Source organism: Meridianimarinicoccus roseus (genome assembly GCF_003172915.1).
GTDB lineage: Bacteria > Pseudomonadota > Alphaproteobacteria > Rhodobacterales > Rhodobacteraceae > Meridianimarinicoccus > Meridianimarinicoccus roseus.
On the sequence record NZ_QGKU01000048.1, the window covers coordinates 251,516 to 276,241 of the forward strand.

General features: G+C 65.0%; 22 protein-coding genes, 1 tRNA gene and 2 riboswitches. Of the genes, 14 read left to right on the forward strand and 9 right to left on the reverse strand.

Annotated features, from left to right (window positions below; genetic code table 11):
* Positions 1–6: 6 nt before the first annotated feature.
* Positions 7–1,236: a bifunctional alpha/beta hydrolase/OsmC family protein gene (locus tag DKT77_RS16415; protein ID WP_109812740.1), complete on the reverse strand. Its 1,230-nt coding sequence runs from the start codon at positions 1,234–1,236 to the stop codon at positions 7–9.
* Between the two features lie 391 nt (positions 1,237–1,627).
* Here DKT77_RS16415 and DKT77_RS16420 point away from each other — a divergent pair, with 391 nt between their 5' ends.
* From DKT77_RS16420 to DKT77_RS16435, 4 genes are all read left to right on the forward strand, one after another.
* Positions 1,628–2,893 carry a DEAD/DEAH box helicase gene (locus tag DKT77_RS16420; protein WP_109812741.1) on the forward strand — a complete coding sequence of 422 codons (1,266 nt, stop codon included), beginning with the start codon at positions 1,628–1,630 and terminating at the stop codon, positions 2,891–2,893.
* Positions 2,894–3,214: 321 nt separating this feature from the next.
* Positions 3,215–3,469: a PepSY domain-containing protein gene (locus tag DKT77_RS16425; RefSeq protein WP_109812742.1), complete on the forward strand. Its 255-nt coding sequence runs from the start codon at positions 3,215–3,217 to the stop codon at positions 3,467–3,469.
* A 4-nt stretch (positions 3,470–3,473) separates the two neighbouring features.
* Entirely contained in the window at positions 3,474–4,049 is a 576-nt protein-coding gene (locus DKT77_RS16430) for a cytochrome b/b6 domain-containing protein (protein ID WP_109812743.1), read from the forward strand.
* A complete protein-coding gene (locus tag DKT77_RS16435) occupies positions 4,046–4,585 on the forward strand; it encodes a helix-turn-helix transcriptional regulator (RefSeq protein ID WP_109812744.1) in 540 nt (179 codons plus the stop codon). The genes DKT77_RS16430 and DKT77_RS16435 overlap by 4 nt, the downstream gene beginning before the upstream one ends.
* Positions 4,586–4,895: 310 nt before the next feature.
* On the opposite strand, the gene glnA is transcribed toward DKT77_RS16435, so the two are convergent.
* Together glnA and DKT77_RS16445 are read right to left on the reverse strand one after the other, a co-directional pair.
* Positions 4,896–6,302, reverse strand: coding sequence for a type I glutamate--ammonia ligase (gene glnA / locus DKT77_RS16440; RefSeq protein WP_109812745.1), 1,407 nt, complete (start codon positions 6,300–6,302; stop codon positions 4,896–4,898).
* A 69-nt stretch (positions 6,303–6,371) separates the two neighbouring features.
* Positions 6,372–6,710, reverse strand: a complete 339-nt coding sequence (locus tag DKT77_RS16445; RefSeq protein WP_109812746.1) for a P-II family nitrogen regulator — start codon at positions 6,708–6,710, stop codon at positions 6,372–6,374.
* A gap of 148 nt (positions 6,711–6,858) precedes the next feature.
* Here DKT77_RS16445 and DKT77_RS21445 point away from each other — a divergent pair, with 148 nt between their 5' ends.
* The 4 genes from DKT77_RS21445 (at position 6,859) to tig (ending at position 9,949) form a co-directional block, all read left to right on the forward strand.
* Positions 6,859–7,512 carry an NAD(P)H-hydrate epimerase gene (locus DKT77_RS21445; protein WP_338016087.1) on the forward strand — a complete coding sequence of 218 codons (654 nt, stop codon included), beginning with the start codon at positions 6,859–6,861 and terminating at the stop codon, positions 7,510–7,512.
* A complete protein-coding gene (locus DKT77_RS21450) occupies positions 7,509–8,381 on the forward strand; it encodes an NAD(P)H-hydrate dehydratase (RefSeq protein WP_338016088.1) in 873 nt (290 codons plus the stop codon). The genes DKT77_RS21445 and DKT77_RS21450 overlap by 4 nt, the downstream gene beginning before the upstream one ends.
* A 122-nt stretch (positions 8,382–8,503) precedes the next feature.
* Positions 8,504–8,588 (forward strand) — tRNA-Leu (locus DKT77_RS16460).
* Positions 8,589–8,614: 26 nt separating this feature from the next.
* Positions 8,615–9,949: a trigger factor gene (gene tig, locus DKT77_RS16465; RefSeq protein WP_109812748.1), complete on the forward strand. Its 1,335-nt coding sequence runs from the start codon at positions 8,615–8,617 to the stop codon at positions 9,947–9,949.
* 369 nt (positions 9,950–10,318) lie between these two features.
* Here the strand turns inward: tig and DKT77_RS16470 are convergent, their stop codons facing one another.
* Complete coding sequence (locus DKT77_RS16470) at positions 10,319–10,858, reverse strand: histidine phosphatase family protein (RefSeq protein ID WP_109812749.1); 540 nt, start codon at positions 10,856–10,858, stop codon at positions 10,319–10,321.
* 95 nt (positions 10,859–10,953) lie between these two features.
* Between DKT77_RS16470 and DKT77_RS16475 the strand changes: the two genes are divergently transcribed.
* A complete protein-coding gene (locus tag DKT77_RS16475; protein ID WP_238547958.1) occupies positions 10,954–11,511 on the forward strand; it encodes a hemerythrin domain-containing protein in 558 nt (185 codons plus the stop codon).
* Positions 11,512–11,520: 9 nt separating this feature from the next.
* Here DKT77_RS16475 and DKT77_RS16480 read toward each other — a convergent pair whose 3' ends face one another.
* Positions 11,521–12,018 (reverse strand): HugZ family pyridoxamine 5'-phosphate oxidase, encoded by a 498-nt coding sequence (locus DKT77_RS16480; RefSeq protein WP_109812751.1) that lies wholly within the window; start codon positions 12,016–12,018, stop codon positions 11,521–11,523.
* Positions 12,019–12,110: 92 nt separating this feature from the next.
* Here DKT77_RS16480 and DKT77_RS16485 point away from each other — a divergent pair, with 92 nt between their 5' ends.
* On the forward strand, positions 12,111–12,590 hold the full coding sequence (locus DKT77_RS16485; protein WP_109812752.1) for a DUF427 domain-containing protein: 480 nt from the start codon (positions 12,111–12,113) through the stop codon (positions 12,588–12,590).
* A gap of 14 nt (positions 12,591–12,604) precedes the next feature.
* On the opposite strand, the gene DKT77_RS16490 is transcribed toward DKT77_RS16485, so the two are convergent.
* Entirely contained in the window at positions 12,605–13,462 is an 858-nt protein-coding gene (locus DKT77_RS16490; RefSeq protein WP_146205025.1) for a hypothetical protein, read from the reverse strand.
* Between the two features lie 101 nt (positions 13,463–13,563).
* Between DKT77_RS16490 and DKT77_RS16495 the strand changes: the two genes are divergently transcribed.
* Positions 13,564–13,881 carry an antibiotic biosynthesis monooxygenase family protein gene (locus DKT77_RS16495; protein WP_109812754.1) on the forward strand — a complete coding sequence of 106 codons (318 nt, stop codon included), beginning with the start codon at positions 13,564–13,566 and terminating at the stop codon, positions 13,879–13,881.
* 162 nt (positions 13,882–14,043) lie between these two features.
* Here DKT77_RS16495 and gcvP read toward each other — a convergent pair whose 3' ends face one another.
* Genes gcvP through gcvT form a run of 3 tightly spaced genes read right to left on the reverse strand, consistent with a single transcriptional unit; the run spans position 14,044 to position 18,416 of the window.
* Positions 14,044–16,890 (reverse strand): aminomethyl-transferring glycine dehydrogenase, encoded by a 2,847-nt coding sequence (gene gcvP / locus DKT77_RS16500; RefSeq protein ID WP_109812755.1) that lies wholly within the window; start codon positions 16,888–16,890, stop codon positions 14,044–14,046.
* A 10-nt stretch (positions 16,891–16,900) separates the two neighbouring features.
* Positions 16,901–17,260 (reverse strand): glycine cleavage system protein GcvH, encoded by a 360-nt coding sequence (gcvH, locus tag DKT77_RS16505; protein ID WP_109812756.1) that lies wholly within the window; start codon positions 17,258–17,260, stop codon positions 16,901–16,903.
* A 25-nt stretch (positions 17,261–17,285) separates the two neighbouring features.
* Positions 17,286–18,416, reverse strand: a complete 1,131-nt coding sequence (gene gcvT, locus DKT77_RS16510) for a glycine cleavage system aminomethyltransferase GcvT (protein ID WP_109812757.1) — start codon at positions 18,414–18,416, stop codon at positions 17,286–17,288.
* 59 nt (positions 18,417–18,475) lie between these two features.
* Positions 18,476–18,551: riboswitch (glycine riboswitch) on the reverse strand.
* Positions 18,552–18,639: riboswitch (glycine riboswitch) on the reverse strand. It abuts the riboswitch before it with no gap.
* Positions 18,640–19,161: 522 nt separating this feature from the next.
* On the opposite strand from gcvT, the gene DKT77_RS16515 reads away from it, so the two are divergent.
* The 3 genes from DKT77_RS16515 (at position 19,162) to metH (ending at position 24,694) form a co-directional block, all read left to right on the forward strand.
* On the forward strand, positions 19,162–20,850 hold the full coding sequence (locus DKT77_RS16515; protein WP_109812758.1) for a glycine/sarcosine N-methyltransferase: 1,689 nt from the start codon (positions 19,162–19,164) through the stop codon (positions 20,848–20,850).
* A gap of 113 nt (positions 20,851–20,963) precedes the next feature.
* Complete coding sequence (locus DKT77_RS21635; RefSeq protein WP_109812759.1) at positions 20,964–22,031, forward strand: homocysteine S-methyltransferase family protein; 1,068 nt, start codon at positions 20,964–20,966, stop codon at positions 22,029–22,031.
* Positions 22,028–24,694, forward strand: a complete 2,667-nt coding sequence (gene metH, locus DKT77_RS16525) for a methionine synthase (protein ID WP_109812760.1) — start codon at positions 22,028–22,030, stop codon at positions 24,692–24,694. Before DKT77_RS21635 ends, metH begins: the two co-directional genes overlap by 4 nt.
* Positions 24,695–24,726 lie beyond the last annotated feature (32 nt).

A 24,726-nucleotide genomic window follows, 5' to 3' on the forward strand; every position in this document is an offset into this window, starting at 1 on the left:
CCGCGCTCAGGCGATTTCGGTCTCGTCTGCCAGGCGGGTGACCACGGTGGCCCCGGCCTCGAGCGTGCGATGCACCGGGCAGCGGTCGGCGATCTCGCGCAGGCGCGTGCGCTGCTCGGGATCGAGTGGCCCCTTCAGCCGGATCACACGCGTGAAACGGTCGATGCGCGGGCTGACGGCTGTCTCGGTGTCTTGCGCATGCACCTTGTCATGGGTGATGTCCACCGAAACGCCTTCCAGTGGCCAGCCCTTGCGCCGGGCATACATGCGGATCGTCATCGAGGTGCAGGCGCCAAGACCGGCGGCAAGGAAACCATAGGGCGACATGCCTCGGTCGGTGCCGCCGTAGGCGCGCGGCTCGTCCGCAAGCGCATGATGCTTCTGACCCGCGCTGATGTCCTGCAGAAAGCCCTCCGGGTCGGCCTCGGTCACGCGCAGCACGCCCTCGGGCGCGCCGGGCGGCGGGGCAGGCGGGCTCAGTTCGAGATAGCGGGTGGCCCAGGCGGCGATCACGCCCGCGGCATATTCGGCATCGCGCGGGCGCGAGATCAGGTGGTCGGATTCGTCCAGCGTGACGAAGCTTTTCGGGTGCTTGGCTGCGGTGAAGATGCGGGTAGCGTTGTCGATCCCGACCACCGCATCGCGGGGGGCGTGCATCACCAGCAGCGCCTTGTCGAGCCCGTGCAGTGCATCGGTCAGTCGCGCGCCGGCCACGTCTTCGACGAAGCCCTGCCCGATGGAGACGGGGCGTCCGCCCAGATCGACCTCGGCCTGCCCGTCGCGGGCAATACGGTCCAGCGCGTGTTCGAAGTTGTGCGTCACGTGCGCTGGATCGAACGGTGCGCCCAGCGTGACCACGGCCCGTGCCGACGGGATACGCCCGGCCGCGCGCAGCACCGCTGCACCGCCCAGCGAATGGCCGATCAGCAGGTCCGGTGCCATGTCGCGCGCGGCAAGCGCTTCGGCGGCCGCGACAAGATCGTCCGCGTTGGTCGTGAAGCTGGTATTGCGGAACTCGCCCTCGCTGTGGCCCAGCCCGGTGAAGTCGAACCGCAGCACGGCGATGCCCGCCCCCGCAAGGCGCGCAGCGATGCGCCGGGCGGCAGGAATGTCCTTGCCGCATGTGAAGCAATGAGCGAACAGCGCGGTCGCCCGGTGTTCGCCTTCGGGCAGATCGAGCCGGGCGGCCAGGTCGTGCCCGGCATGGCCCGGGAAGGTGAAACGCTGTGTCGGCATGGCCGCCCTCCTCGGTGTTGGGCGAAACATGCGCGCTCGGGTCCGGCGGGGCAAGGCGGCTGTAGGATGCGTCACGCAAGGGTGACAGGCCCGGAGCCGTCTTGCGGCGGTGCAGCACAGTGCGGGTTGACTTTGCTGCCGCAAGCCGCCATGTGCCTGACCAAGTCCAACGATCCGCTGCCGCGTGAGCAGCCGCAGGCGCACAGCGCCGCACCGATCCTGGCACACCCATCCGGTTCCCACATCACGCAGGGGGTCACGCGCGCGGCAACCGTGCAGGCATCCGGCCTGGCGGACAGCGCCCCGTGCAACCACTGCGGCCCCCCGACGCCAGACCGGCGCGGGCGCGTCGTCTTGCCGGGCGCGTCCCGGCCGAAAGGAACGATCCTTTATGGATTTCGACATGCTGGGGCTCACACCCCGACTCGTGGCCAGACTGGCCGAACTGAAGATCACCGATCCCACGCCGATCCAGGCGCAGGCGATCCCGCACGCGATGAACGGGCGTGACGTGCTTGGTCTCGCGCAGACCGGTACCGGCAAGACGGCGGCCTTCGGGCTGCCGCTGGTGCACATGATGTCGAGCGTGGGCACGAAACCCGCGCCCAAGACGGTGCGCGGCCTTGTGCTGGCGCCGACGCGGGAACTGGCCAAGCAGATTTCAGACGCGCTGCGCGATTTCTCGGACGGCTCGCACCTTAAGGTCGCGCTCGTCGTGGGCGGGGCTTCGATCAACCCGCAGATCAAGCGACTGGAACGCGGCACCGACCTGCTGGTCGCAACGCCCGGTCGGCTGATCGACCTGCTGGACCGGCGCGCCGTGCGGCTGGACGAGACGCGCTTCCTGGTGCTGGACGAGGCCGACCAGATGCTCGACCTTGGGTTCATCCATGCGCTGCGCAAGATCGCGCCGCTGCTGGCGAAAGAACGTCAGACTATGCTGTTCTCGGCCACCATGCCGAAGCAGATGGCCGAACTGGCCAGCGCTTACCTGACCGATCCGGTACGCGTTGCCGTCAACCCGCCGGGCAAGGCTGCCGACAAGATCGACCAGTCGGTGCATTTCGTCGAGAAGAGCGAAAAGAGCGATCTGCTGATCAAGCTGATGGGCAAGCACATGCAGGACCGTGCGCTTGTGTTCGTGCGCACCAAGCACGGTGCGGACCGGCTGGCGCGGCAACTTGAACGGTCTGGCTTCGACGTGGCCGCGATCCACGGCAACCGCAGCCAGGGCCAGCGCGAACGGGCGATCGTCGCCTTCCGCGAGGGCCGGATCAAGGTGCTGGTGGCGACCGACGTGGCCGCGCGCGGCATCGACATTCCCGACGTGCGCCACGTTTACAACTATGATCTGCCGAACGTGCCCGACAACTATGTCCACCGGATCGGCCGTACCGCGCGTGCCGGGGCCGACGGCGCGGCCATCGCGTTCTGCGCGCCCGACGAGATGGGTGAACTGCGCGACATCCAGAAGACGATGAAGGCCGATATTCCCGTGGCGGGCGGCACACCCTGGATCGTCGCGGGCGACAAGGCGCGCCAGCCTGTGCGCGGCGGCAAGCCCGGCGGCGGTGGCAACGGTGCGGGCAACGGCCAGCGCCGTCGCAGGCCGCAGGGCGGTGGCGGTGGCCGACCCCGGTCGCGCAAGGCGGCCTGAGCGTTCCAACCAACCCGGACAATCGGAAAGGGGCCAGTTTGTGGCCCCTTTTTTGCGCCCGCTGACATTGGGCAACTCTCTCCGTCGCGGCTCTGTACATCGGGCCACCCGTGCTGCCGTGAGAGGCGGGGCTGCGCGCGGCCGAGGGCGTCAGGTGCTGCCAAGGCGCATCTCCACCATAAGCACGCGCTTATCCGGCCTCGCATAAACCCTGCGCTACTGGTTTGCAGCTCCCGTTCCTCCGAAATGACAGCACGCGGCGCATTTGATCGTCGCGATGTCGCACCGGCATTTCGGTGCACCGGATAAAGGAATAATGACATGCGGAAGCTTCCCCTGATTGCGCTGATCGCCCTCGCAACCCCGGCGCTTGCTGAAGACGTGACGATGGACAGCGTCCTCGGCACCACAATGGAAGAGGTAAAGGCCTCTCTGACTGCGATGGGCTACGAGGCTCGCAAGGCCGAAATGGAAGATGGCAAGATCGAGGTCTATTTCGTGCGTGATGGCAAGATGGGCGAGGTCTATGTTGATGCCCGGACCGGTGGCGTCACCAAGCTTGATCTGAAGAATTGATCCCATGACAACCGTTGCAGAACGGACCAGCGGGCGCGCCAGCGCCCGCCAGGTCGCCGTCTGGGACCCGTTGGTGCGGTTGATCCACTGGATGCTCGCGCTCTCGGTCCTGCTGAACGGGGCGTTTCTTGACGCTGACGGCAAGCCGCATGAATGGATCGGCTATATCGCGCTTGGTCTTGTCGGCCTGCGACTGGTCTGGGCTACGGTCGGCCCGAGACACGCGCGGTTTTCCGCCTTCCCGCCCAGCCCTGCCATGGCGCTGCGCCATCTTCGGGCTCTGCTGGCCGGGGTGCGGGACATTCACCTGTCGCACAACCCGCTCGGGGCCTTGATGGTCTACAATATCTGGCTCAGCGTCATCGCGATGGGAGTAACCGGATACATGATGACAACAATCACGTTCTTCGGTGTAAAATGGGTCGAAGACGCCCATGAAGTTATCTTCGGCTGGCTGCTGATTTCGGTCGCGTTGCACGTGGCTGGCGTTGCCTTCGACAGTTGGTGGTCGGGTGTCAATCTGGTCCGTGCCATGGTAACCGGCTGCAAGAATATTCCAGGCGGACAAGACGTGAAATGACCCTCCGGCTCTGGCCCGTTAAGACCAAGGAGAGGCGCGCGACGGTGCTTGCGGGCCTCATCCTTCTGCAGGCATTGTGCGCGCTTTTCTTCGTCAGCGACGTGGTCGAAGACTTCCGGTTGGACGGCAAGCTCGACAACCCTCACCTTGCTCTGGAAACGGTGGCTGCCTTTGCACTGATAAGCGGGGTGGTCTTTCTGATGGTCGAGTTGCGCGCCTTGCTTTCGCGTATGTCCAACATGCAAACCGGCCTCGATATCGCCCATGGGCAGTTGGCCGGGGTGATCGAAGAGTTCTTTGATGACTGGCACCTCACAGCTGCGGAACGGGATGTCGCCCTCATGATCCTCAAGGGTCTGGACAACGACTCGATCGCTCGGGTCCGAAAGACCGCGCCGGGCACGGTGCGCGCGCAGGCGACCAGCGTCTATGCCAAGTCGCGGACCGAAGGACGCGCGCAATTCATCAGCCTGTTCATCGAAGAACTGCTGGCCGGGTCGGATCATCCGGACGACGGCGTCCGAAAACTGTCATAGGTTGATCGCGATCGGGAGACGGCCCGCTCGCAGACGCCGCAAGGGGGCACCGCGACGGCCTTTGTGAGGCCCGCGGCGTAGGGTGGTCTCGTGCCAGGCACCGAGCGCTCCGCTCTGGCGGGCTTGTCCGGTGTTCCTTTCCCGGTGTTCGGCGCCAACTCCGCACCATGCATTCAACTCTCAGACAGCATCTTCCTCTACCGGCCTCCTCCAAGACTTCTGCAGAATCCGTCGCGCCCAAGCGGTCTGCCCGGCACGAAAAAGGGGCACCCGAAGGTGCCCCCTGATCCTTGCAACCGGTGCCGACAGATCAGCAGCTGTAGTACATCTTGAACTCGACCGGGTGGGGGCAATGCTCGTAGGCATAGACCTCTTCCCACTTCAGCGCGCAGTAGCCTTCGATCTGGTCCTTCGTGAACACGTCGCCGGCCAGCAGGAACTCGTGATCGGATTCAAGGCTTTCCAGTGCCTCGCGCAGGCTGGCGCAGACCGTCGGGATCTCGGCCAGTTCTTCCGGCGGCAGATCGTACAGGTCCTTGTCGTTGGCTTCGCCGGGGTGGATCTTGTTCTTGATCCCGTCGAGCCCGGCCATCAGCAGCGCCGAGAACGCGAGGTACGGGTTCGCCGACGGATCGGGGAAGCGCGCCTCGACCCGCTTGGCCTTGGGGCTTTCGGCATAGGGAATACGCACGCAACCCGACCGGTTCGACGCGGAGTAAGCCCGCAGAACAGGGGCTTCGAAGCCGGGGATCAGGCGCTTGTAGCTGTTCGTCGACGGGTTGGTGAAGGCGTTCAGCGTCTTGGCGTGCTTCAGGATGCCGCCGATGAAGTAGAGCGCTTCGTCGCTGAGGTCGGCGTACTTGTCGCCCGCGAAGAGCGGTTTGCCGTCCTTCCAGATCGACATGTTCACGTGCATCCCGGTGCCGTTGTCACCGGCGATCGGCTTCGGCATGAAGGTCGCGGACTTGCCGTAGGCGGCGGCGACGTTCTGAACGACATACTTGTATTTCTGGATCTCGTCGGCCTGCTTGGTCAGCGTGCCGAAGATCAGGCCAAGCTCGTGCTGGCACGAGGCGACTTCGTGGTGGTGCTTGTCCACCTTCATGCCCATACGCTTCATCGTCGACAGCATTTCGGCGCGGATGTCCTGCGCGTCGTCGATCGGGTTGACCGGGAAGTAGCCACCCTTGACGCCAGGACGGTGGCCCGAGTTGCCCATTTCGTATTCGGTGTCGGTGTTCCAGGACGCGTCCTGCGCATCCACCTGGTAGGAGACCTTGTTGATGCCGACCGAGTAGCGCACGTCGTCGAACAGGAAGAATTCCGCTTCCGGGCCGAAGAAGGCCGCGTCACCGATCCCCGACGAGATCAGGTAGGCTTCGGCGTTTTCCGCGGTGCCACGCGGGTCGCGTGCATAGCGCTCGCCGGTGTCCGGCTGCACGACGGTGTTGTGCAGGCACAGCGTCTTCTCGGCGTAGAACGGGTCGATATACGCGCTGTCCGTGTCCGGCATCAGTTTCATGTCGGATTCGTTGATCGACTTCCAGCCGGCGATCGACGAGCCGTCGAACATGAACCCTTCATCAAGAAAGTCCTCATCGACGAGATCAGCCATGACCGTCACGTGCTGCAGCTTGCCGCGCGGGTCGGTGAAACGGATGTCGACATATTCGACACCCTCGTCCTTGATCATCTTGAGTACTGCTTCCTTGCTCATCTCGTCTCGAGTCCTCTTGGCTGGTGGTAAGGTCCCGCCGGTGGCGGTGTGGGTCCGGGCTGTTTCAGGTCAGAGGGCGGCTTCGCCTTCCTCTCCGGTACGAATGCGTATGGCTTGGTCGATGGTTGACACGAAGATCTTGCCGTCGCCGATCTTGTCCGTTTTCGCTGCGTTCAGGATCGCCTCGATGGCACCTTCGGCCTGGTCGTCCGGCAGGACGACCTCGATCTTCACCTTGGGGAGGAAATCCACGACATACTCTGCACCGCGATACAGTTCCGTATGCCCTTTCTGGCGCCCGAAGCCCTTGACTTCGACCACTGACAGACCCTGAACGCCGATGTCCTGCAAAGCCTCTTTGACTTCATCGAGCTTGAAGGGTTTGATGATGGCCTCGATCTTCTTCATGCTGTGTCTCCCCCGCACGTGCGTTGGCTGCCGTGAGAACACTTCCACCCGTCCGCCACAATTGGCTAGGCTTGAGGTGTTTCACGGAGCAGGACGATTCCCGCCCCAACAGTTAAAAAATGGGCAGACCGCCTAGTAAATGGACGAAATGAAAAAAAGACCGCTGACGGGCACGAATGGCGTGCTGAGTGCCGAGGAAATGCGCAGTCTGGAAAGAGCCGCCCTGGCATCGGGTGCGGTGTCAGGCGCCGTGCTGATGGACCGTGCCGGGCAGGGTGCGGTGGCCGCGATGCTGGCGCACTGGCCTGAACTTGGCGCCGGAGCGCGGCGTGCGGCTGTGCTGTGCGGACCGGGCAACAATGGGGGCGACGGCTATGTAATGGCGGCTGACTTGGCGCGTCGCGGCTGGAGTGTCGATGTCTACGCTTTAGGGGATCCCACGCGCCTGCCGGGTGATGCGCGCGCGGCCCATGACCTTTGGGCAGAGCGGGGCGCGGTCCATCCGCTGGGCCAGGCGGCAGGCGGCTTGGCCGGATACGATGTGGTGATCGACGCGCTCTTCGGCATCGGTCTGGCGCGTCCGCTGGGCGGCGACATTGCGGCGGTGCTTGCCGGCGTGCCCGCCAAGGCGCGGCGGGTGGCAGTGGACGTGCCCAGCGGGCGCGATACGGACAGCGGCGCGGTTCTGGGCGATGCGGCTTTCCCGGCGGACCTGACCGTGACCTTCCATTCCCGAAAGCCTGTCCATCAAGTGCTGGAAGCGGCCGGCGGTGCGGTGCATGTCGTGGATATCGGGCTGTGAGCGGCGCGCAATCACTGTCGCCCGCGCTGGCCGCGCGGCTGGCCAAGCATGCACATCAGCACAAATACGACCACGGTCACGCACTGATCGTGGCGGGCGGCCCGGGACGCGGCGGCGCTGCCCGGCTTGCGGCGCGTGCTGCGTTGCGGGTCGGTGCGGGGCTGGTCACCGTCGGATGCCCCGCCGAAGCGCTGACCGAGAACGCGGCGCAACTGACCTCGGTCATGCTGTGCGCGCTCAAGGGGTCCGCGGGGCTAGAGGACACGCTGGCCGACCCGCGCATAGGCGCGCTTTGCCTCGGGCCGGGGCTGGGGCTTGGAACGGAGTCGCGGAACATGGTGCGTGTCGCGCTGGCCACGCGCCGCGCGGTGGTGCTGGACGCCGACGCGCTGACCAGTTTTTCCGAAGCGCCGCGCGCGCTGTTCGCGCTGTTGCACGGGATGGCGGTGCTGACCCCGCACGAGGGCGAGTTCCGGCGCCTGTTTCCCGAACAGGCCCGACATCTGGGAGACGATCCACGTGGCGAACGGCTCGATGCGCGCCGCGAAGCGGTTCGGGCGGCCGCCGCCCGTAGCGGCGCGGTCGTGCTGCTGAAGGGCGCGGTGACGCTGGTGGCCGACCCGTCGGGGCACATGATAGAACAGCACCTGACCGGCGCGGCTGCTGCGCCATGGCTGGCGACGGCGGGGGCGGGCGACGTTCTCGCTGGGCTGATCACCGGCCTTCTGGCGCGCGGTTTCTCGCCCGTGCAGGCTGCCGAGGCGGGCGCCTGGCTGCACGCCGCGGCCGCCCGCGCGGTCGGGCCCGGCCTGATCGCCGAGGATCTTCCCGACGCCCTGCCGACGGTGTTCCGGGAACTCGGGCTGTAACGGAAGCGTGCGGGCGGATGCGGGCCGACTGCGGTGCCATTTTACCCCTCGCATCCCCCGTGGCCCTTTGCTAGAAGGCGCGAAATTCGCGGGCGGCCCTTGGGCTGCCTGTGCTGGCTTTCGCGGGTGTGGCGGAATTGGTAGACGCACCAGATTTAGGTTCTGGCGCCGCAAGGCGTGGGGGTTCAAGTCCCTTCACCCGCACCATGACACGGATATAAGGACGAAGATACATGCAGGTCACCGAGACCCTGAAGGACGGCCTCAAGCGCGGCTACGAGATCACGCTCACCGCGAGCGAGCTTGACGCTAAGGTCATGGAAAAGCTGGCCGAGGCGCAGCCCCAGGTCGAGATGAAGGGCTTTCGCAAGGGCAAGGTGCCGATGGCGCTGCTGAAGAAGCAGTTCGGCGCGCGGGTGATGGGCGAGGCGATGCAGGAAAGCATCGACGGCGCGATGTCCGACCATTTCAAGGAAACCGGTGACCGTCCCGCGCTCCAGCCCGAGGTCAAGATGACCAACGAGGACTGGAAGGAAGGCGACGACGTCGTGGTATCGCTGAACTACGAGGCGCTGCCGGAGATCCCGGAAACCGACCTTTCCGGCATCACCCTCGAAAAGATGGTGGTGAAGGCCGACGACGCATCGGTGGACGAGGCGCTTGGCAATCTCGCCGCCTCGGCGCAGGATTTCGCCGACAAGCCCGAGGGCGAGGCCGCCGAGAGCGGCGATCAGGTCGTGATGGACTTCGTTGGCAAGATCGACGGCGAGCCGTTCGAGGGCGGTGCCGCCGAGGACTACCCGCTGGTGCTGGGCTCCAATTCGTTCATTCCGGGCTTCGAGGACCAGTTGATCGGCGCAAAGGCCGACACCGAAGTCGCAGCGACCGTGTCTTTCCCCGAAGATTACCAGGCGCCGCATCTTGCCGGCAAGGAAGCCGTGTTCGACTGCACGATCAAGGCGGTCAAGGCCCCCAAGGCAGCCGAGATCGACGACGAGCTGGCCAAGAAATTCGGGGCTGACGATCTGGCCGCGCTGAAGTCGCAGATCGCTGAGAGGCTGGAAGCGGAATACGCAAGCGCATCGCGCGCAGTGATGAAGCGCAACCTGCTCGACCGGCTGGACGAACTGGTCAGCTTCGAGCTGCCTCCGACGCTGGTCGATGCCGAAGCCAAGCAGATCGCGCACCAATTGTGGCATGACGAACACAAGGACGTGGAGGGCCACGATCATCCCGAGATCGAGCCGACCGACGAGCATGTGAAGCTGGGCGAGCGCCGGGTGCGCCTTGGCCTGTTCCTGGCCGAGCTTGGCCAGAAGAACAGCATCGAAGTGACCGACGCCGAGATGACACAGGCGGTTATGGCACAGGCGCGCCAGTATCCGGGGCAGGAACGCCAGTTCTTCGAATTCATCCAGCAGAACCAGCAGATGCAGCAGCAGCTGCGCGCGCCGATCTTCGAGGACAAGGTGGTCGACTACGTGTTCGAACTGGCGACCGTGACCGAGAAGGAAGTCAGCAAGGACGAGCTTCAGAAAGCCGTAGAGGCGCTGGACGACGAAGACTGATCCGCCCGCGCTTGGCCGTCCGCCCTACATGGCGCGGCGGGACGGTTGCAGGTGACAGGAAAAATCCGGGGCCGCCTTTCGAGGCGGCCTTTTTCTTGTGCAGTTTTCCAGGCTATCGGCCGGTCAGCGCGGGCAGGCCCTGACCATTGGTATAGTTATCAGTGCAAAGGGATACGCGTCCTGCGCAGCCGACTTGCATCCGTATAGGTGCTTTCGTCAGCGATTGGCGCGTCGGCCTGTGGCGCATAGGCTGACAGCGCATCCTTGGAGACGGCGAATGGTCCTGCACTGCCCCGATATCCTGCAATCCGCGGTTCAACCCGCCCAGTCATCGCAGGTCCGGGTCCGGCGCGCGCGGAACTACGGGTATCAGGGATCGACCAGTACGCTTTCCATTACTGTGACTGCCCCGTCTGGCGCGATACGGATCACGAACGCCTCGCCCGACCGGACGCCACGCCCGGTCAGCGCGGTAATGTTGACTTGGTGCGTGACCAGCAGCAGGGGCCCCTCTGCGGCCAGCAGCACCTCGCGCAGTGCGCGTGTCTGCGCCGGGCCACGCGCGCGGTCGCCGAAGAACGAATTGAGCGCCGGTTCCTCTGTGACTGGTCCCAGCGCCATCAGGCGCGCCGTCTCGAGGCAGCGGCACCACTGGCTGGAAAGCACCGCGTCGAACCGGGCACCGGCCGCGCGCAGGGTCGCGCCAAGCACTGCCGCCTGTGTCCTGCCCCGTGCGTCTAGGTTGCGCTGCGTGGCGCAGTCGCGCAGGGTGAAGCCGTCCGGGTCCCCGGTGCCCGGTGCCAGCGCGTGGCGCACGATCAGGTGCGTTCCGGGCTGGGCCAGCGCGGCAAGATCGGCGGCGCGCCCGGGGACGGCGAGGGCGAGCAGTATGATCAGTAGTTTCCACATGACCGCGAAGATAGGCGGGGGGCGCGTGTCTGCCACCCTGCTGCGGTCTACGGGGCGGCTGGATGTGGTTTACAAGTGCGGGGAGTGCGAAAGCCGTGGCGGATGACGATGACGAACTGAAGCTGGAAACGCGGGTCGGCCTGCCCGACGCGCTACGCGTGCTGCTGGAGGAGCTTCCGCGCGCGGGTTGGGAGGCGCACCCCGGCTTTCACGGGCTGGCGCGCTTCTGGATGCAGCGGCACATGCTTTTCCGCCAGATCATGGATGCGCTGACCGAAGAGGCTGAGTTGCGGCTGGACGCGCAGGTTTCGGCCGACCGGCTGGGCGCGCGGGTGAACCGGCTGGGCGGGATGCTGATGAGCACATTGCACGAGCACCACTCGATCGAGGATACAGTCTATTTCCCCAAGATGCAGGTCATGGAGCCGCGCCTGCTGCGCGGGTTCACCATGCTCGACAAGGACCACCACGCGCTGGACGAATGGCTGAACCGCTTCGCAGATGCTTCGGCCGGTGTGGTCAACACCCCGTCGCGGGACACGACCTGGGTGTTTCATTCCGAACTGGAACGACTGGGCCCACTGCTGGAGCGGCACCTGCGCGATGAAGAGGATCTTGTCGTGCCGGTGATCCTGCGAACCGGGCTACAATGACCCGTCGCCCTAGCCGCCGGGCAGTCCAAGATCGGCGGCTGTGAGGTTGAACGCCTTACCGAACCCGCCATTGAGTGCGGCGCGTTCCACCTCCAGCCGCGCGAAGGAAAAATCCGCGAAATCGATATAGAGTTTCGCCTTGGGGTGCTGAGACATGTAGTGGCCGCGAAGCTGGGACCAGCCATCGGCGCCATGGGCGATGAACCGTGCGCGGCAGGCCAGCGTCATGCGCGGATGGGTCAGCGGGTCGCCCCGCGGGCCGGGCTCGCCCACCAGCAGAGAGCAGGTCGGCGTCGCCTGCAGCGCGGCGGTATGCGCCGACAGGTCCGAAATCAGCGTCAGCGGCTGGCCGTCCGGCGCGGTCGCGACGGCGATGCGGCTGACCGAGGGTGCGCCGCTGGCCGGGTCGATCACGCCAAGTGCGCCGAACCGCGCGCCAGCCAGCAACTCGCGCGCCAGCGCGCGCGCGTCGTCATCCGTGGGGTTGATCGGCGATGTCTCGGCCATGCGTCAAGCCTAGCGCGGCGTGGGCGCGGCGCAAGCAGGAAGGCGGCGCATCCCGGCTCGCCCGTCGGTCTGCGCGACCTAGCTTGCAAGGCATGACGAATTTGCCGACCGAGAACGTCCAGTCCTATCCCCGCCCGCCACTGCTGGAGCGGGTGCCCCATCGCTTGCGGGTCGTTTTCGGCGGGCTGACCGTGGCCGATACGTTGGACGGCTGGCGGGTCTGCGAAACCCATCATCCGCCCAGCTATTACATCCCGCTGGGGGACTGGCTGCCGGGGTCGCTGTTGGCCTGCGACGGTGGGGCGACGGTCTGTGAATGGAAGGGACGTGCGCAGTATCACGACGTGCATGCGGGAGGGCGCGTCGCTGCGCGCGCGGCGTGGTCCTATCCGCGTCCCACGCCGGGCTTCGCGCCTCTGGCGGGGTGTGCCACGGTCTATCCGCGCGCAATGGATGCTTGCCATGTCGGGGAGATCGTGGTCACGCCGCAACCCGGCGCGTTCTATGGCGGTTGGGTGACGCCGAACCTGACCGGAAGGATCAAGGGCGCGCCGGGCACTGCGCATTGGTGACGCCGCGGGCATGATTACCATTCCAGCCAGAGCGCGGCCTTGGTGCCCACCGCGTCGCTACCGTGGAGGCCCCAGATCGCGCTGGTTTCCAGCGACACGCCCTGCCACAGGCGCAGCACGAGGCCTGGAACCAGTTTCACGAACGGCTCTGCGCCGGGGTAGTCGCCGGACTGGAGCTGCACCATGTAGGTCCAGCGCCCCTCGGGCGCGAGCCCTGCGGTTGCGTCCAGCTTCACCGCCCGCCCGCCGGTGTTGCCGCGAAGTTCCAGCGAGCCGTCCAGCGCCAGCCAGCCCGGTCCCCAGGCGCTGTCGAAACCCATGCCCCAGGACGCAGCGGGGCGCAGGATCGGTTCATGCTCGATCGTCTCCAGCCCGTAGAACAGGCCAAGCTGTTCATAGCTGCGCGCGCCGATGCCCAGCTGCACCGCGAAACGGTGCCGCGCGTCCAGCGGCCCGATCGCGTAGCGCAGGAAGGCCACTCCCGCCCAGGTCGGTTTCTGCAGCCAGTCCGTTGCATCCTCGCGGCCGTCCGTGCGCGGCAGGCCCATCAGGCTGGCGGTAATCTGCCGTCCGGCCCATGCGCCGTTGTCGGCGTCGTCCTGCCCGGCATCGATCCCGAAGGTCAGCCGCTGCGTCACGCCGATTTCCGCATAGAGTGTCCGGTAGCCGGTGAAATCCGGGCTTGGGTCGGCTTCGAGTCCGCTGGTCGAGAACGCATTCCTCGTACTGGCGGCTTCGAAGCCGACCGACACGAAGCCGCTTCCGGGCGCGCGTGGCCATGCGCCTGCCGGGGCCTGCGCAGCGCACAGACCGATCCCCACCGACAGCAGCCAGACGCGCAGCACAGCCCACATGCTTGCGATGCTGACCACTCAAGTTTAACGCATCCTTAACGCCGCATCATACCTGCTGGGCGTCCGCTTGACTGGTCCGGCGCGCGGGCGCAGGCTGGCCGGGCAGGAGGAGCCTTGCCATGCAGATCATATCCACGTCGCCGCACCAGACCGTCATCACCACGTTCGAGGTCACGCCGGGCACCTGCCAGGACCTGATCGACGAATTGCGCGATGCCTATGACCACTTCATCTCGCGCCAGCCCGGCTTCGTGGCTGCCGCGCTGCACGTGAACGACGCCCAGACGCGGATCGCCAACTACAGCCAGTGGCAGCGGCGCGAAGATTTTCAGGCGATGCTGCGCACCGACGAGATGCGCAGCCGCAACCGCAGGATCAACGCGCTGTGCCGCAGTTTCGAACCGGTGATGTACGACGTGGCGCACACGCTGGGATGAACCCGCCCGCTCTGCCCGATGGGCGAAACCTCGCCGGCCGGGGTGGGCAGCAAGGCAATGTTCTTTCATGTTGCCTAATGTCAAAGGGCGCGCCCGTCGGCGCGCCCTTCTTGGCTCCGGCGTGGTCAGCCGGTATCGTCCCCGGAACCTTCCGCAAGCCGCTTATTCCGCCGCGTCCTGGTAGCTTTCAAGCGGCGGGCAGGTGCACACGAGGTGCCGGTCGCCGTACACGTTGTCCACGCGGCCAACGGGCGGCCAGTACTTGTCCACCCGGAACGCGCCCACCGGGAAGCAGCCCGCCTCGCGGCTATAGGGGCGGTTCCATTCGGCGATCAGGTCCGAGGTGGTGTGCGGCGCGTTCTTCAGCGGGTTGTTGTCGCGGTCCATCTCGCCCGCCGCGATCGCGTCGATCTCGGCCCGGATCGCCAGCATCGCGTCGCAGAAACGGTCCAGTTCCGCCTTGGTTTCGCTTTCAGTCGGCTCGACCATCAGCGTGCCCGACACCGGCCAGCTCATGGTCGGCGCGTGGAAGCCGTGGTCGATCAAGCGTTTGGCGATGTCGTCCACAGTGACGCCGTGATCCGCGAAGGGCCGCGTGTCGAGGATGCATTCATGCGCGACACGCCCGTTGTCGCCCTTGTAGAGGATCGGGTAGGCGCTCTCCAGCCGCTTGGCGATGTAATTCGCGTTCAGGATAGCGACCTTGGTGGCCTGCGTCAGCCCGTCGCCGCCCATCATGAGGCAGTAGGCCCAGCTGATCGGCAGGATCGAGGGCGAACCGTAGGGCGCGCCGCTGACCGGCCCCTCGGCGCCGCCGCTGAATGGATGGCCCGGCAGGTGCGGCGCAAGATGCGCCTTGACGCCGATCGGTCCCATCCCCGGCCCGCCGCCGCCATGCGGAATGCAGAACGTCTTGTGCAGGTTCAGGTGGCTCACGTCCGCGCCGATCTTGCCGGGGCGGCTGAGCCCGACCATGGCGTTCAGGTTCGCGCCGTCAAGATAGACCTGCCCGCCGAAAGCATGGGTGATCTCGCAGACCTCGCGCACGGTGCGTTCGAACACTCCGTGCGTGGAGGGATAGGTGATCATGCAGGCGGCCAGCCGGTCACCCGCCGCTTCGGCCTTCCTGCGGAAATCCTCCACGTCGATGTCGCCGCGCGCGGTGCATTTGACCGTCACCACCTGCAGTCCACACATCTGCGCGGAGGCTGGGTTGGTGCCGTGCGCGTTGGTCGGGATCAAGCAGATCTTGCGCTGGTCGTCGCCATTGGCCCGGTGAAAGGCGGCTATGGTCAGCAGGCCGGCGTATTCGCCCTGCGCGCCGGAATTGGGCTGCATGGACATCGCGTCATAGCCGGTGATCGTGCACAGCGTGTCCGAAAGGTCGGAGATAAGCTGCCGGTAGCCTTGCACCTGGTCCTCGGGCGCGAAGGGGTGGATGCGCGAGAATTCGGGCCAGCTGACAGGCATCATCTCGGCGGCGGAATTCAGCTTCATCGTGCACGAGCCCAGCGGGATCATCGCCCGGTCAAGTGCGAGGTCGCGGTCCGACAAGCGGCGCATGTAGCGCATCATCTCGGTCTCGGCCCGGTTCATGTGAAACACCGGGTGGGTCATGAAGTCGCTTGTGCGCACAAGTTCCAGCGGAACGCGGTAATAGGCGGCCAGATCATCGTCGCGGCGTGTGATGCCGAAGGCGCGCCAGACTGCCTCGACGGTTTCGGGCCGGGTGCATTCATCCAGTGCGATGCCGACGCGGTCGTCGCCGACGGGGCGCAGGTTGATCCCCTCGGCCACGGCGGATTTGAGGACCACGCCCTGCATCGGCCCGACTTTCACGGTGATCGTATCGAAGAATTCCTCGGGCTCGACGTCGAAACCGGCTTCTTCCAGACCGCGCGCCAGCCGTGCGGTCTTGCGGTGGATGCGCTGCGCGATGGCCTTCAGTCCCTTGGGGCCGTGAAACACCCCGTAGAATGATGCCATAACCGCCAGCAGCGCCTGCGCGGTGCAGACGTTCGAGGTCGCCTTCTCGCGGCGGATATGTTGTTCGCGGGTCTGCAACGACAACCGGTAGGCCGGGTTGCCATGGCTGTCCACCGACACGCCGACGATACGGCCGGGCAAAGACCGCTTGTAGGCGTCCTTGCATGCAAGATACGCGGCATGCGGGCCGCCATATCCCAGCGGAACGCCGAAGCGCTGCATCGAGCCTACGGCGATATCGGCATCCATCGCGCCCGGTTCCTTCAGCAGGGTCAGCGCCAGCGGATCGGCGGCAATGATCCCCACCGCCTTGTGTTCGTGCAGCGCGGCGATCGGGGCGCTGAAGTCGCGCAGCCCGCCATAGGTACCGGGGTACTGAAAGATTGCCCCGAACACGGCGGCCGGGTCGAGATCTTCGGGGGCACCGACGATCACTTCGATTCCCAGCGGCGCAGCGCGGGTGCGGATCAGCGCGATGTTCTGCGGGTGGCAGTTCTTGTCCACGAAAAAGGCGGTCGCCTTCGACTTCGCGCCGCGCTGTGCCATCGTCATCGCCTCGGCACAGGCCGTGGCTTCGTCAAGCAGCGATGCGTTGGCCACGTCCAGGCCGGTCAGGTCGCTGACCATAGTCTGGAAGTTCAGCAGCGCCTCAAGTCGCCCTTGGCTGATCTCGGGCTGGTAAGGGGTGTAGGCGGTATACCAGGCTGGGTTCTCGAATACGTTGCGCTGGATCGCGGGCGGCGTGATCGTGTCATGGTATCCCATGCCGATCAATGACGTCATAACCTTGTTGCGACCGGCGACACGGCGCATGTGCAGCAGCAGTTCGCTTTCCGACATCGCCCGACCAAGGTTCAGCGGCTCGTCCTGGCGAATATCGTCCGGCACCGTTTCGTCGATCAGCGTATCGAGAGACGCCGCACCGACCACGCCCAGCATCGCGGCCATTTCCTCGGGCGAGGGGCCGATATGGCGGCGGTTGGCGAAGTCGTAGGGCAGGTAGTCGGTGGGCGCGAAGGGCATGCGATGCTCCTTATCCGATGTACTTGTTGTAGGCGGCTTCATCCATCAGGTCGTCCATCTGGGACGGGTCCGAAGGCTTTATCTTGAAGAACCAGGCTTCGCCGAGCGGGTCGTCATTGACCAGTGCGGGGTTCTCGACCAGCACCTCGTTCACCTCGACGATCTCGCCGTCGATGGGCGCGAGGATGTCCGAGGCGGCCTTGACGGACTCGATCACGACGATCTCGTCATCCTTGCTGACGGTGATCCCGGCTTCGGGCAGTTCCACGAACACAAGGTCGCCAAGTTGCGTGGCGGCATGTTCGGTGATCCCCACGACGATCACGTCGTCCTCGGGCCGTAGCCATTCGTGTTCTTCGGTGTATTTCATGCCATTTCTCCGGTGTCTGGCAGGGTCAGCGTTTGAACTGGGCGGGGCGGAAGGGCATAGCGGTGACCGTCGCGGGCAAGCGTTTGCCGCGCACGTCACCGAAGACGGTGGTGCCCGGATCGGTGTGCCCGGCGGCGAGGTAGCCCATCGACATCGGCGCCTCGATCCAGGGACCGTAGGCGCCCGAGGTCACGGTGCCGATCGGGTTCTCGGCGGTTTCGTCGGCGTAGATCGCCGTTCCGGCGCGCATGGGGGCGCGGCCTTCGGGCAGCAGGCCCACGCGCTTGCGCGGGGCGCCCTCCGACATCTGCCGCAGGATCACCTCATGCCCGGGAAACCCGCCTTCGCGGTCCCCGCCAAGGCGGCGCACCTTCTGGATCGCCCAGGTCAGGTCTGCTTCCACCGGCGTCGTATCGGGCCCGAGGTCCGAACCATAGAGGCACAGGCCCGCTTCCAGCCGCAGGCTGTCGCGCGCGCCAAGACCGATCGGGGCGACACTGCTGTCGGACAGCAGGGCGCGGGCCAGATCCTCGGCGCGGTCGGCCTTGACGGAAATCTCGAACCCGTCCTCGCCGGTATAGCCTGACCGGGAAATCCACAGCGGGCCGAAATCGCTGGGCGCGGTCATCACGTCCATGAAGCCCATGCCCGTCACGTCGTACACAATCGGCAACATGGCGGCCTCGGCGCTGGGGCCCTGAAGCGCGATCAGCGCGCGGTCCGTGACCTCGATCACCTCGCAGCTGTCCGACAGCGCGGCACGCATCCGGGCGATGTCGGCCTGCTTGCAGGCGGCGTTGACCACGACGAAAAGGTGATCGCCTCGGTTGGCGATCATGAGGTCGTCCTCGATTCCGCCCGCATCGTTGGTGAAGAATCCGTAGCGCTGGCGCCCCTCATGCAGGCCCAGCACGTTGACCGGCACCAGCGTTTCCAGCGACCGCGCAGCATCGGCCACGTCGCCGGACCGGGGTACGATCAAAACCTGCCCCATGTGGCTGACATCGAACATACCGGCCTGCCCGCGGCAGTGCTGGTGTTCCTTCAGCACGCCCATCGGGTATTGCACCGGCATGTCGTAACCGGCGAAGGGCGTCATCTTCGCGCCAAGTTCGGCATGCAACGCATATAGTGGCGTCCGCTTCAGGTCGGGCATATCGCCTCCGTATGTGGCCGGATGGCACCGGCATCAAAAGGGCGGTATCGCCCCGTGTTGATGCCCCCTCTGTCCGTGCGCCTGAGATCATTATCCCTTCGGCGGGCGCCAGGTGGCGCCACTCTCCAGAGTGTCTGTTCAGCGGCGGTCCTTGTGCCTGAGAGTTTACCGGGGCGGTTGCTCCTTCGGCACCGGTCTTGCCGGATTCTCCCGTCGCTTCACTGAGTGCTAGCGCAGGGGCCCTGATCCGGCAAGTGGCTTGGCGGCGCGCGGCACCTGCATGTCGCTTGGGGATTCGGAAATGTCGCTTTCGGTCGGTCCGATGTTGGTCGTCAAACGGGTCGATTTCACGCGAGTCATGCCGCATCGGGCGTGTCCAGAGGCGCTCAGAAGGCGGTCGACGAGCCCTGTCGCAAAACAATCACCAAACAAAGACCATAATACTTTCATATGCTTAGGTTCGCAAACTCGCCTCTTGCGACATTTAATTGCGTGTCACTGTTGATTGAACGGGGGTGTCTGGGTAGCGTCTGGGCAAGTTTGGGTTTGCGGCGCGATGTCGCAGCACCCGGTCGCTATGAAGAACCCGCACCCGAAAAGTCGGGTCGGCTTGCGACCAAAAGCGTCCGACGTGGCGCGCCGCGTCCCGCAGTTCTGCGGGTCGGCAGAAACAGAAACCTGCGTTCGACGGTGTTGGCCCTTCCAGGGTCGACCTATGTTGTGCGCCCGGCAACATGGAGCCACGATGAGCAACGATCTGTCCGCCAACCGTAACGCCGATCTGGTGATGGACCAGCAGTCCTACGAAGGCGATCCACTGGAGAACCGCGAAACCGACCGCTATCGCGCAGAATACGTGATGAGTTTCGTGGAAAAGTGGGACGAGTTGATCGACTGGCAGGGACGTGCCACCAGCGAAGGACAGTTTTTTATCGACATTCTGCGCGCTCGCGGCAAGGAAAGTGTGCTCGACGTGGCAGCGGGTACCGGCTTCCATTCCGTGAGGCTGACGGAGGCGGGGTTCGATGTGACCACCGCCGACGGGTCGGCCGCGATGCTGGCCAAGGCCTTCGCCAATGGACAAAGACGCGGTCTGATCCTGAAAACGGTGCAAGCCGACTGGCGCTGGCTGAACCGGGACATCAAGGGCAAGTACGACGCGATCGTTTGCCTTGGCAATTCCTTCACCCATCTGCACGAGGAAAAGGATCGCCGCCGCGCGCTGGCCGAATACTATGCCGCACTGAAGCATGATGGCATTTTGATCCTCGATCAGCGCAACTATGACGCCATGCTGGACAGCGGTTTTTCGACCAAGCACAAGTACTACTACTGCGGCGACAAGGTCACGGCAGAGCCGGATCACGTGGACGAAGGGCTGTGCCGGATGCGCTACAGCTTCCCCGACGGGTCGTCGTATACTCTGAACATGTGCCCGATCCGCAAGAACTACATGCGGCGGCTGCTGCACGAGGCCGGGTTCGAGCGCGTGCGCACCTACGGGGATTTTCAGGAAACCTATGCCGAGGGCGAGCCGGATTTCTTCATCCATGTGGCCGAGAAGTCGTCGCTTCATCTGGTGCGCTGGGGCGGACAGTCGGAAGACGGAACCGACATCCGCACCGTAACCGAGGATTACTACGACAGTGACGATGCGGACCTGTTCTATTCGACGATCTGGGGCGGCGAGGACCTGCATATCGGCGACTATAGCGAGACGAAGGTCATCCGCGAGGCGTCGGACCGGATCGTCTACAAGATGCTCGACAAGCTTGACGGGCTGGGTACGGACAGCTGCGTGCTGGACCTTGGGGCGGGCTATGGCGGCGCGATGCGCAAACTGGTCAAGAAGACCGGGGCGCAGGCGGTTTGCCTGAACATTTCGGAGACGCAGAACGACTACAACCGCGCGAAGATCCGTGAAGCCGGGCTTGGCGATGCGATCACGGTGCGCCACGGCGTGTTCGAGGACGTCCCCGAGGAGGATGGTACTTTCGACGTGGTCTGGTCGCAGGATGCATTCCTGCATTCGGACCAGCGCGGCAAGATCCTGGCCGAAGCGTTCCGCGTGCTCAAGCCGGGCGGCACGCTGATCTTCACCGATCCGATGCAAGCCGACGACGTCGCGCCCGGAACGCTTCAGCCGGTTTATGACCGGTTGCAACTGAACGACCTCGGGTCGATGCAGTTCTACCGGCAGGCGGCAGAGGTCGCGGGCTTCGCGCTGGTCGAACAGGAGGACTTGCTGGAGAACCTGCGCACCCATTACGCCCGCGTTCTTGAAGAGCTTCAGTCGAACGAGGACAAGTTGCGCGATGCCGGCGCCTCGCTGGAATATCTCGGGAAGATGGCCACCGGGTTGCAGAACTGGATCACGGCGGCGGATGACGGGCATCTCGCCTGGGGCATCCAGGTTTTCCGCAAGCCGGGCTAGGCGCGCTTCGTGTGCGCAAGGTGCCGCTGGATTACAGCGGCACGCTGTTATATTGCGTCGTCATGAAAAGTGGGGTTTTGCCCCCGCCGGGCGGCATCGAACAAGGACATTCCATGACAAAGGCGACTGATCTAGAACTGGAAGCCGCCAAGCGTATCCTCGTGCTGGACGGTGCGATGGGCACCATGATCCAGACCCGCAAGCCGGACGAGGCGACTTATCGAGGCGCGCGGTTTGCGGATCACCCGCAGGATGTGGGCGGAAACAACGAGCTTCTGAGTCTCACGCAGCCCGACATGATCCGCGAGATCCATGCCGATTTCCTGAATGCGGGAGCGGACATCCTGTGCACCAACACCTTCGGTGCCAATGCGATCAGCCAAGCCGACTACGGCATGGTGGACCTGTCGTTCGAAATGAACGTGGCCTCGGTGAAGCTGGCGCGCGAGGCGGCGCAGCAGGCCGCGCCAGACCGCAAGGTCTGGGTCGCGGGGGCCATCGGCCCGACCAATCAGACAGCGTCGATCAGCCCGGACGTGAACAACCCCGGTTTTCGGGGCGTGACCTTCGACCAGTTGGCCGATGCCTATGGCGAGGCGGCGCGAGGGCTGATCGAGGGCGGGGCCGACATCATCCTGATCGAAACGGTTTTCGACACACTGAACGCCAAGGCCGCTGTCTATGCTGTCGAAGCGCTGCGCGACGCGGGCGTGGACGTGCCGCCTGTCATGATCTCGGGAACGATCACCGACCGGTCGGGCCGAACCCTGACAGGGCAGACGCCAGAAGCTTTCTGGGCGTCCATGAGCCACGCGCGCCCTTTTTCCGTGGGGCTCAACTGCGCGCTCGGCGCCGCCGAGATGCGCCAGCACATCCGCACCCTGTCGGGCGTCGCCGATACGCGCATCAGCGCCTATCCGAACGCGGGCCTGCCCAACGACATGGGCGGGTATGACGAAACCCCGCGCGAGACATCCGATCACATCGGTGAGTGGGCCGATGCCAGTCTGGTGAACATCGTCGGCGGCTGCTGCGGCACGACCCCCGACCACATCGCCGCCATCGCCGCGGCGGTGAAGGGCAAGGCCCCGCGCAAGGTGCCAGGCAAGGTCCGGCACATGCGGCTCTCCGGCCTCGAGATGTTCGACCTGCCCGGCCCCGACATGGAGGGCGCCGCATGACCGGCATCACCCGTTTCATCAACATCGGCGAGCGGACGAATGTTACCGGTTCCGCCAAATTCAAGAAATTGATCATGGGCGGCGATTATGCCGCCGCTCTGGACGTGGCGCGAGACCAAGTCGAGAACGGAGCGCAGATCATCGACGTGAACATGGACGAGGGGCTTCTGGACAGCGCCGAGGCGATGACCACGTTCCTCAACCTGATCGCGTCCGAACCCGATATCAGCCGCGTGCCGATCATGATCGACAGCTCCAAGTTCGAGGTGATCGAGGCCGGTCTGAAATGTGTGCAGGGCCGCAGCGTGGTGAACTCCATCTCGCTCAAGGAAGGTGAAGAGCCGTTCCTCGAACAGGCCCGCACGATCCGCCGCTACGGCGCGGCCGTGGTGGTGATGGCCTTCGACGAAGGCGGTCAGGCGGAAACCGCGCAGCACAAGTTCGACATCTGCAAGCGATCCTACGATCTGCTGACCCAGAAGGCCGGGTTCGATCCGTGGGACATCATCTTCGACCCCAACATCTTCGCCGTGGCCACCGGCATCGAGGAACACAACGATTATGCCAACGCCTTCTTCGAGGCGACGCGCATGATCAAGGAGGCGATGCCCGACTGCCATGTCTCGGGCGGGCTTTCGAACGTGTCGTTCAGCTTCCGCGGCAACAACGCAGTTCGCGAAGCGATGCATTCGGCGTTCCTTTACCACGCGATCCCGCTCGGGCTCGACATGGCGATCGTGAACGCGGGGCAGATCACCGTTTACGACGATATCCCCGAGGAGCTGCGCGATCATGTCGAGGACGTGCTGTTCAACCGCCGCTCCGACGCGACCGACCGGCTGCTGGCCATCGCGGACAAGTACAAGGGGTCGGGCGAGGCGACCAAGAAGGAAGACCCCAAGTGGCGCGAACAGCCCGTCGAGAAGCGGCTGGAACACGCGCTGGTCCACGGCATCACCGATTTCGTCGTCGCCGACACCGAGGAATGCCGCCAGAAGGCCGACAAGCCGCTCGACGTGATCGAGGGTCCGCTGATGGACGGCATGAACGTGGTGGGCGACTTGTTTGGCGCGGGAAAGATGTTCCTGCCGCAAGTGGTCAAATCGGCCCGCGTCATGAAGACTGCGGTCGCGCATCTGCTGCCTTACATGGAAGAGGAAAAGCGCCTGTCCGGCGATACCTCGGCCAAGGGCAAGGTGCTTATGGCGACGGTCAAGGGCGACGTGCACGACATCGGCAAGAATATCGTCGGCGTCGTTCTGCAGTGCAACAATTTCGACGTCGTGGACATGGGTGTCATGGTCCCGACCGAGGATATCCTCGCCAAGGCGCGGGAAGAGAATGCGGATATCATCGGGCTGTCCGGTCTTATCACACCGTCGCTCGACCGCATGGTGGAAGTCGCGGCAGAGATGAAGCGCCAGAACTTCGAGGTACCGCTGCTGATCGGCGGAGCGACCACGTCGAAGAAGCACACCGCGCTGCGCATTGCCACCGAATACGATCATGGCGTTGTGCATGTGGACGACGCGTCCAAGGCGGTCGGCGTCGTCTCGACGCTGCTGTCGAAGACCCGCGCGCCGGAATACCTTGACGGAGTGCGTGCCGATCAGGACAAGCTCCGCGACGGGCGCGCCGCCTCTGACGAGCGTCGCACGACTCCGTTGGCCGACGCGCGCGCGAATGCATTCGACGGCGGATGGGATGACTACCACCCGCCCAGCCCCCAGACACCGGGATTGAGCGTGATCGACGACATGGCGATTGCGGATCTTGTGCCGTTCATCGACTGGTCGCCTTTCTTCTGGACTTGGGAGATGCGGGCGACCTTCCCCGGCATTCTCGATCATCCGCAGATGGGCGAGACGGCGCGCGAACTGCACGGCAACGCGCTGGCGATGCTGGACCGCATCGTCGCCGAGAAATGGTTCACACCGCGCGGCGTTGTCGCGCTGTGGCCGGCCAACAGCGATGGCGACGATGTCGTTGTCTGGACCGACGAGGACCGGAACGCCGAAGCCGCACGGTTCTGCATGTTGCGCCAGCAGGGAACCAAGTCGAGGGATCGCGCCGCGATGTGCCTTGCGGATTTCGTTGCGCCGAAGGGCATCCCGGACTGGGTCGGCGGCTTCGCCGTGAACGCCGGTCCCGAGGTCCACGAGATCGCAGAGAGGTTCAAGTCGGATGGCAACGACTACGACTCCATCCTCGTGCAGGCACTGGGGGACCGTCTTGCCGAAGCCTATGCCGAGGCGCTGCACGCGCGCGTGCGTCGCTCGCTCTGGGGGTATGCGGCGGACGAGGGGCTGCGCAACGACGACCTGATCGCCGAGAAGTACCGTGGCATCCGCCCTGCGCCAGGCTATCCGGCCAGCCCCGACCACACCGAGAAGCGAACGCTGTTTTCGTTGCTGGACGCCCCGCGCAATGCCGGGCTGGAGCTTACCGAAAGCTGCGCGATGTGGCCTGCTTCGGCCGTTTCTGGGCTGTACTTCGCCCATCCAGGGGCATCCTATTTCGGCATCGGGCGCATAGGCGCCGATCAGGTCGCCGATTATGCGGCCCGGAAGGGCATGGATATCGCCGAGGCGGAGCGCTGGCTTGCGCCAAACCTTGGCTACACGCCGGGCAAGACCGACCCTGCGGCACAAGCCGCCGAGTAACGACGCCCGGACACGAAAATGTAATCAAGGAG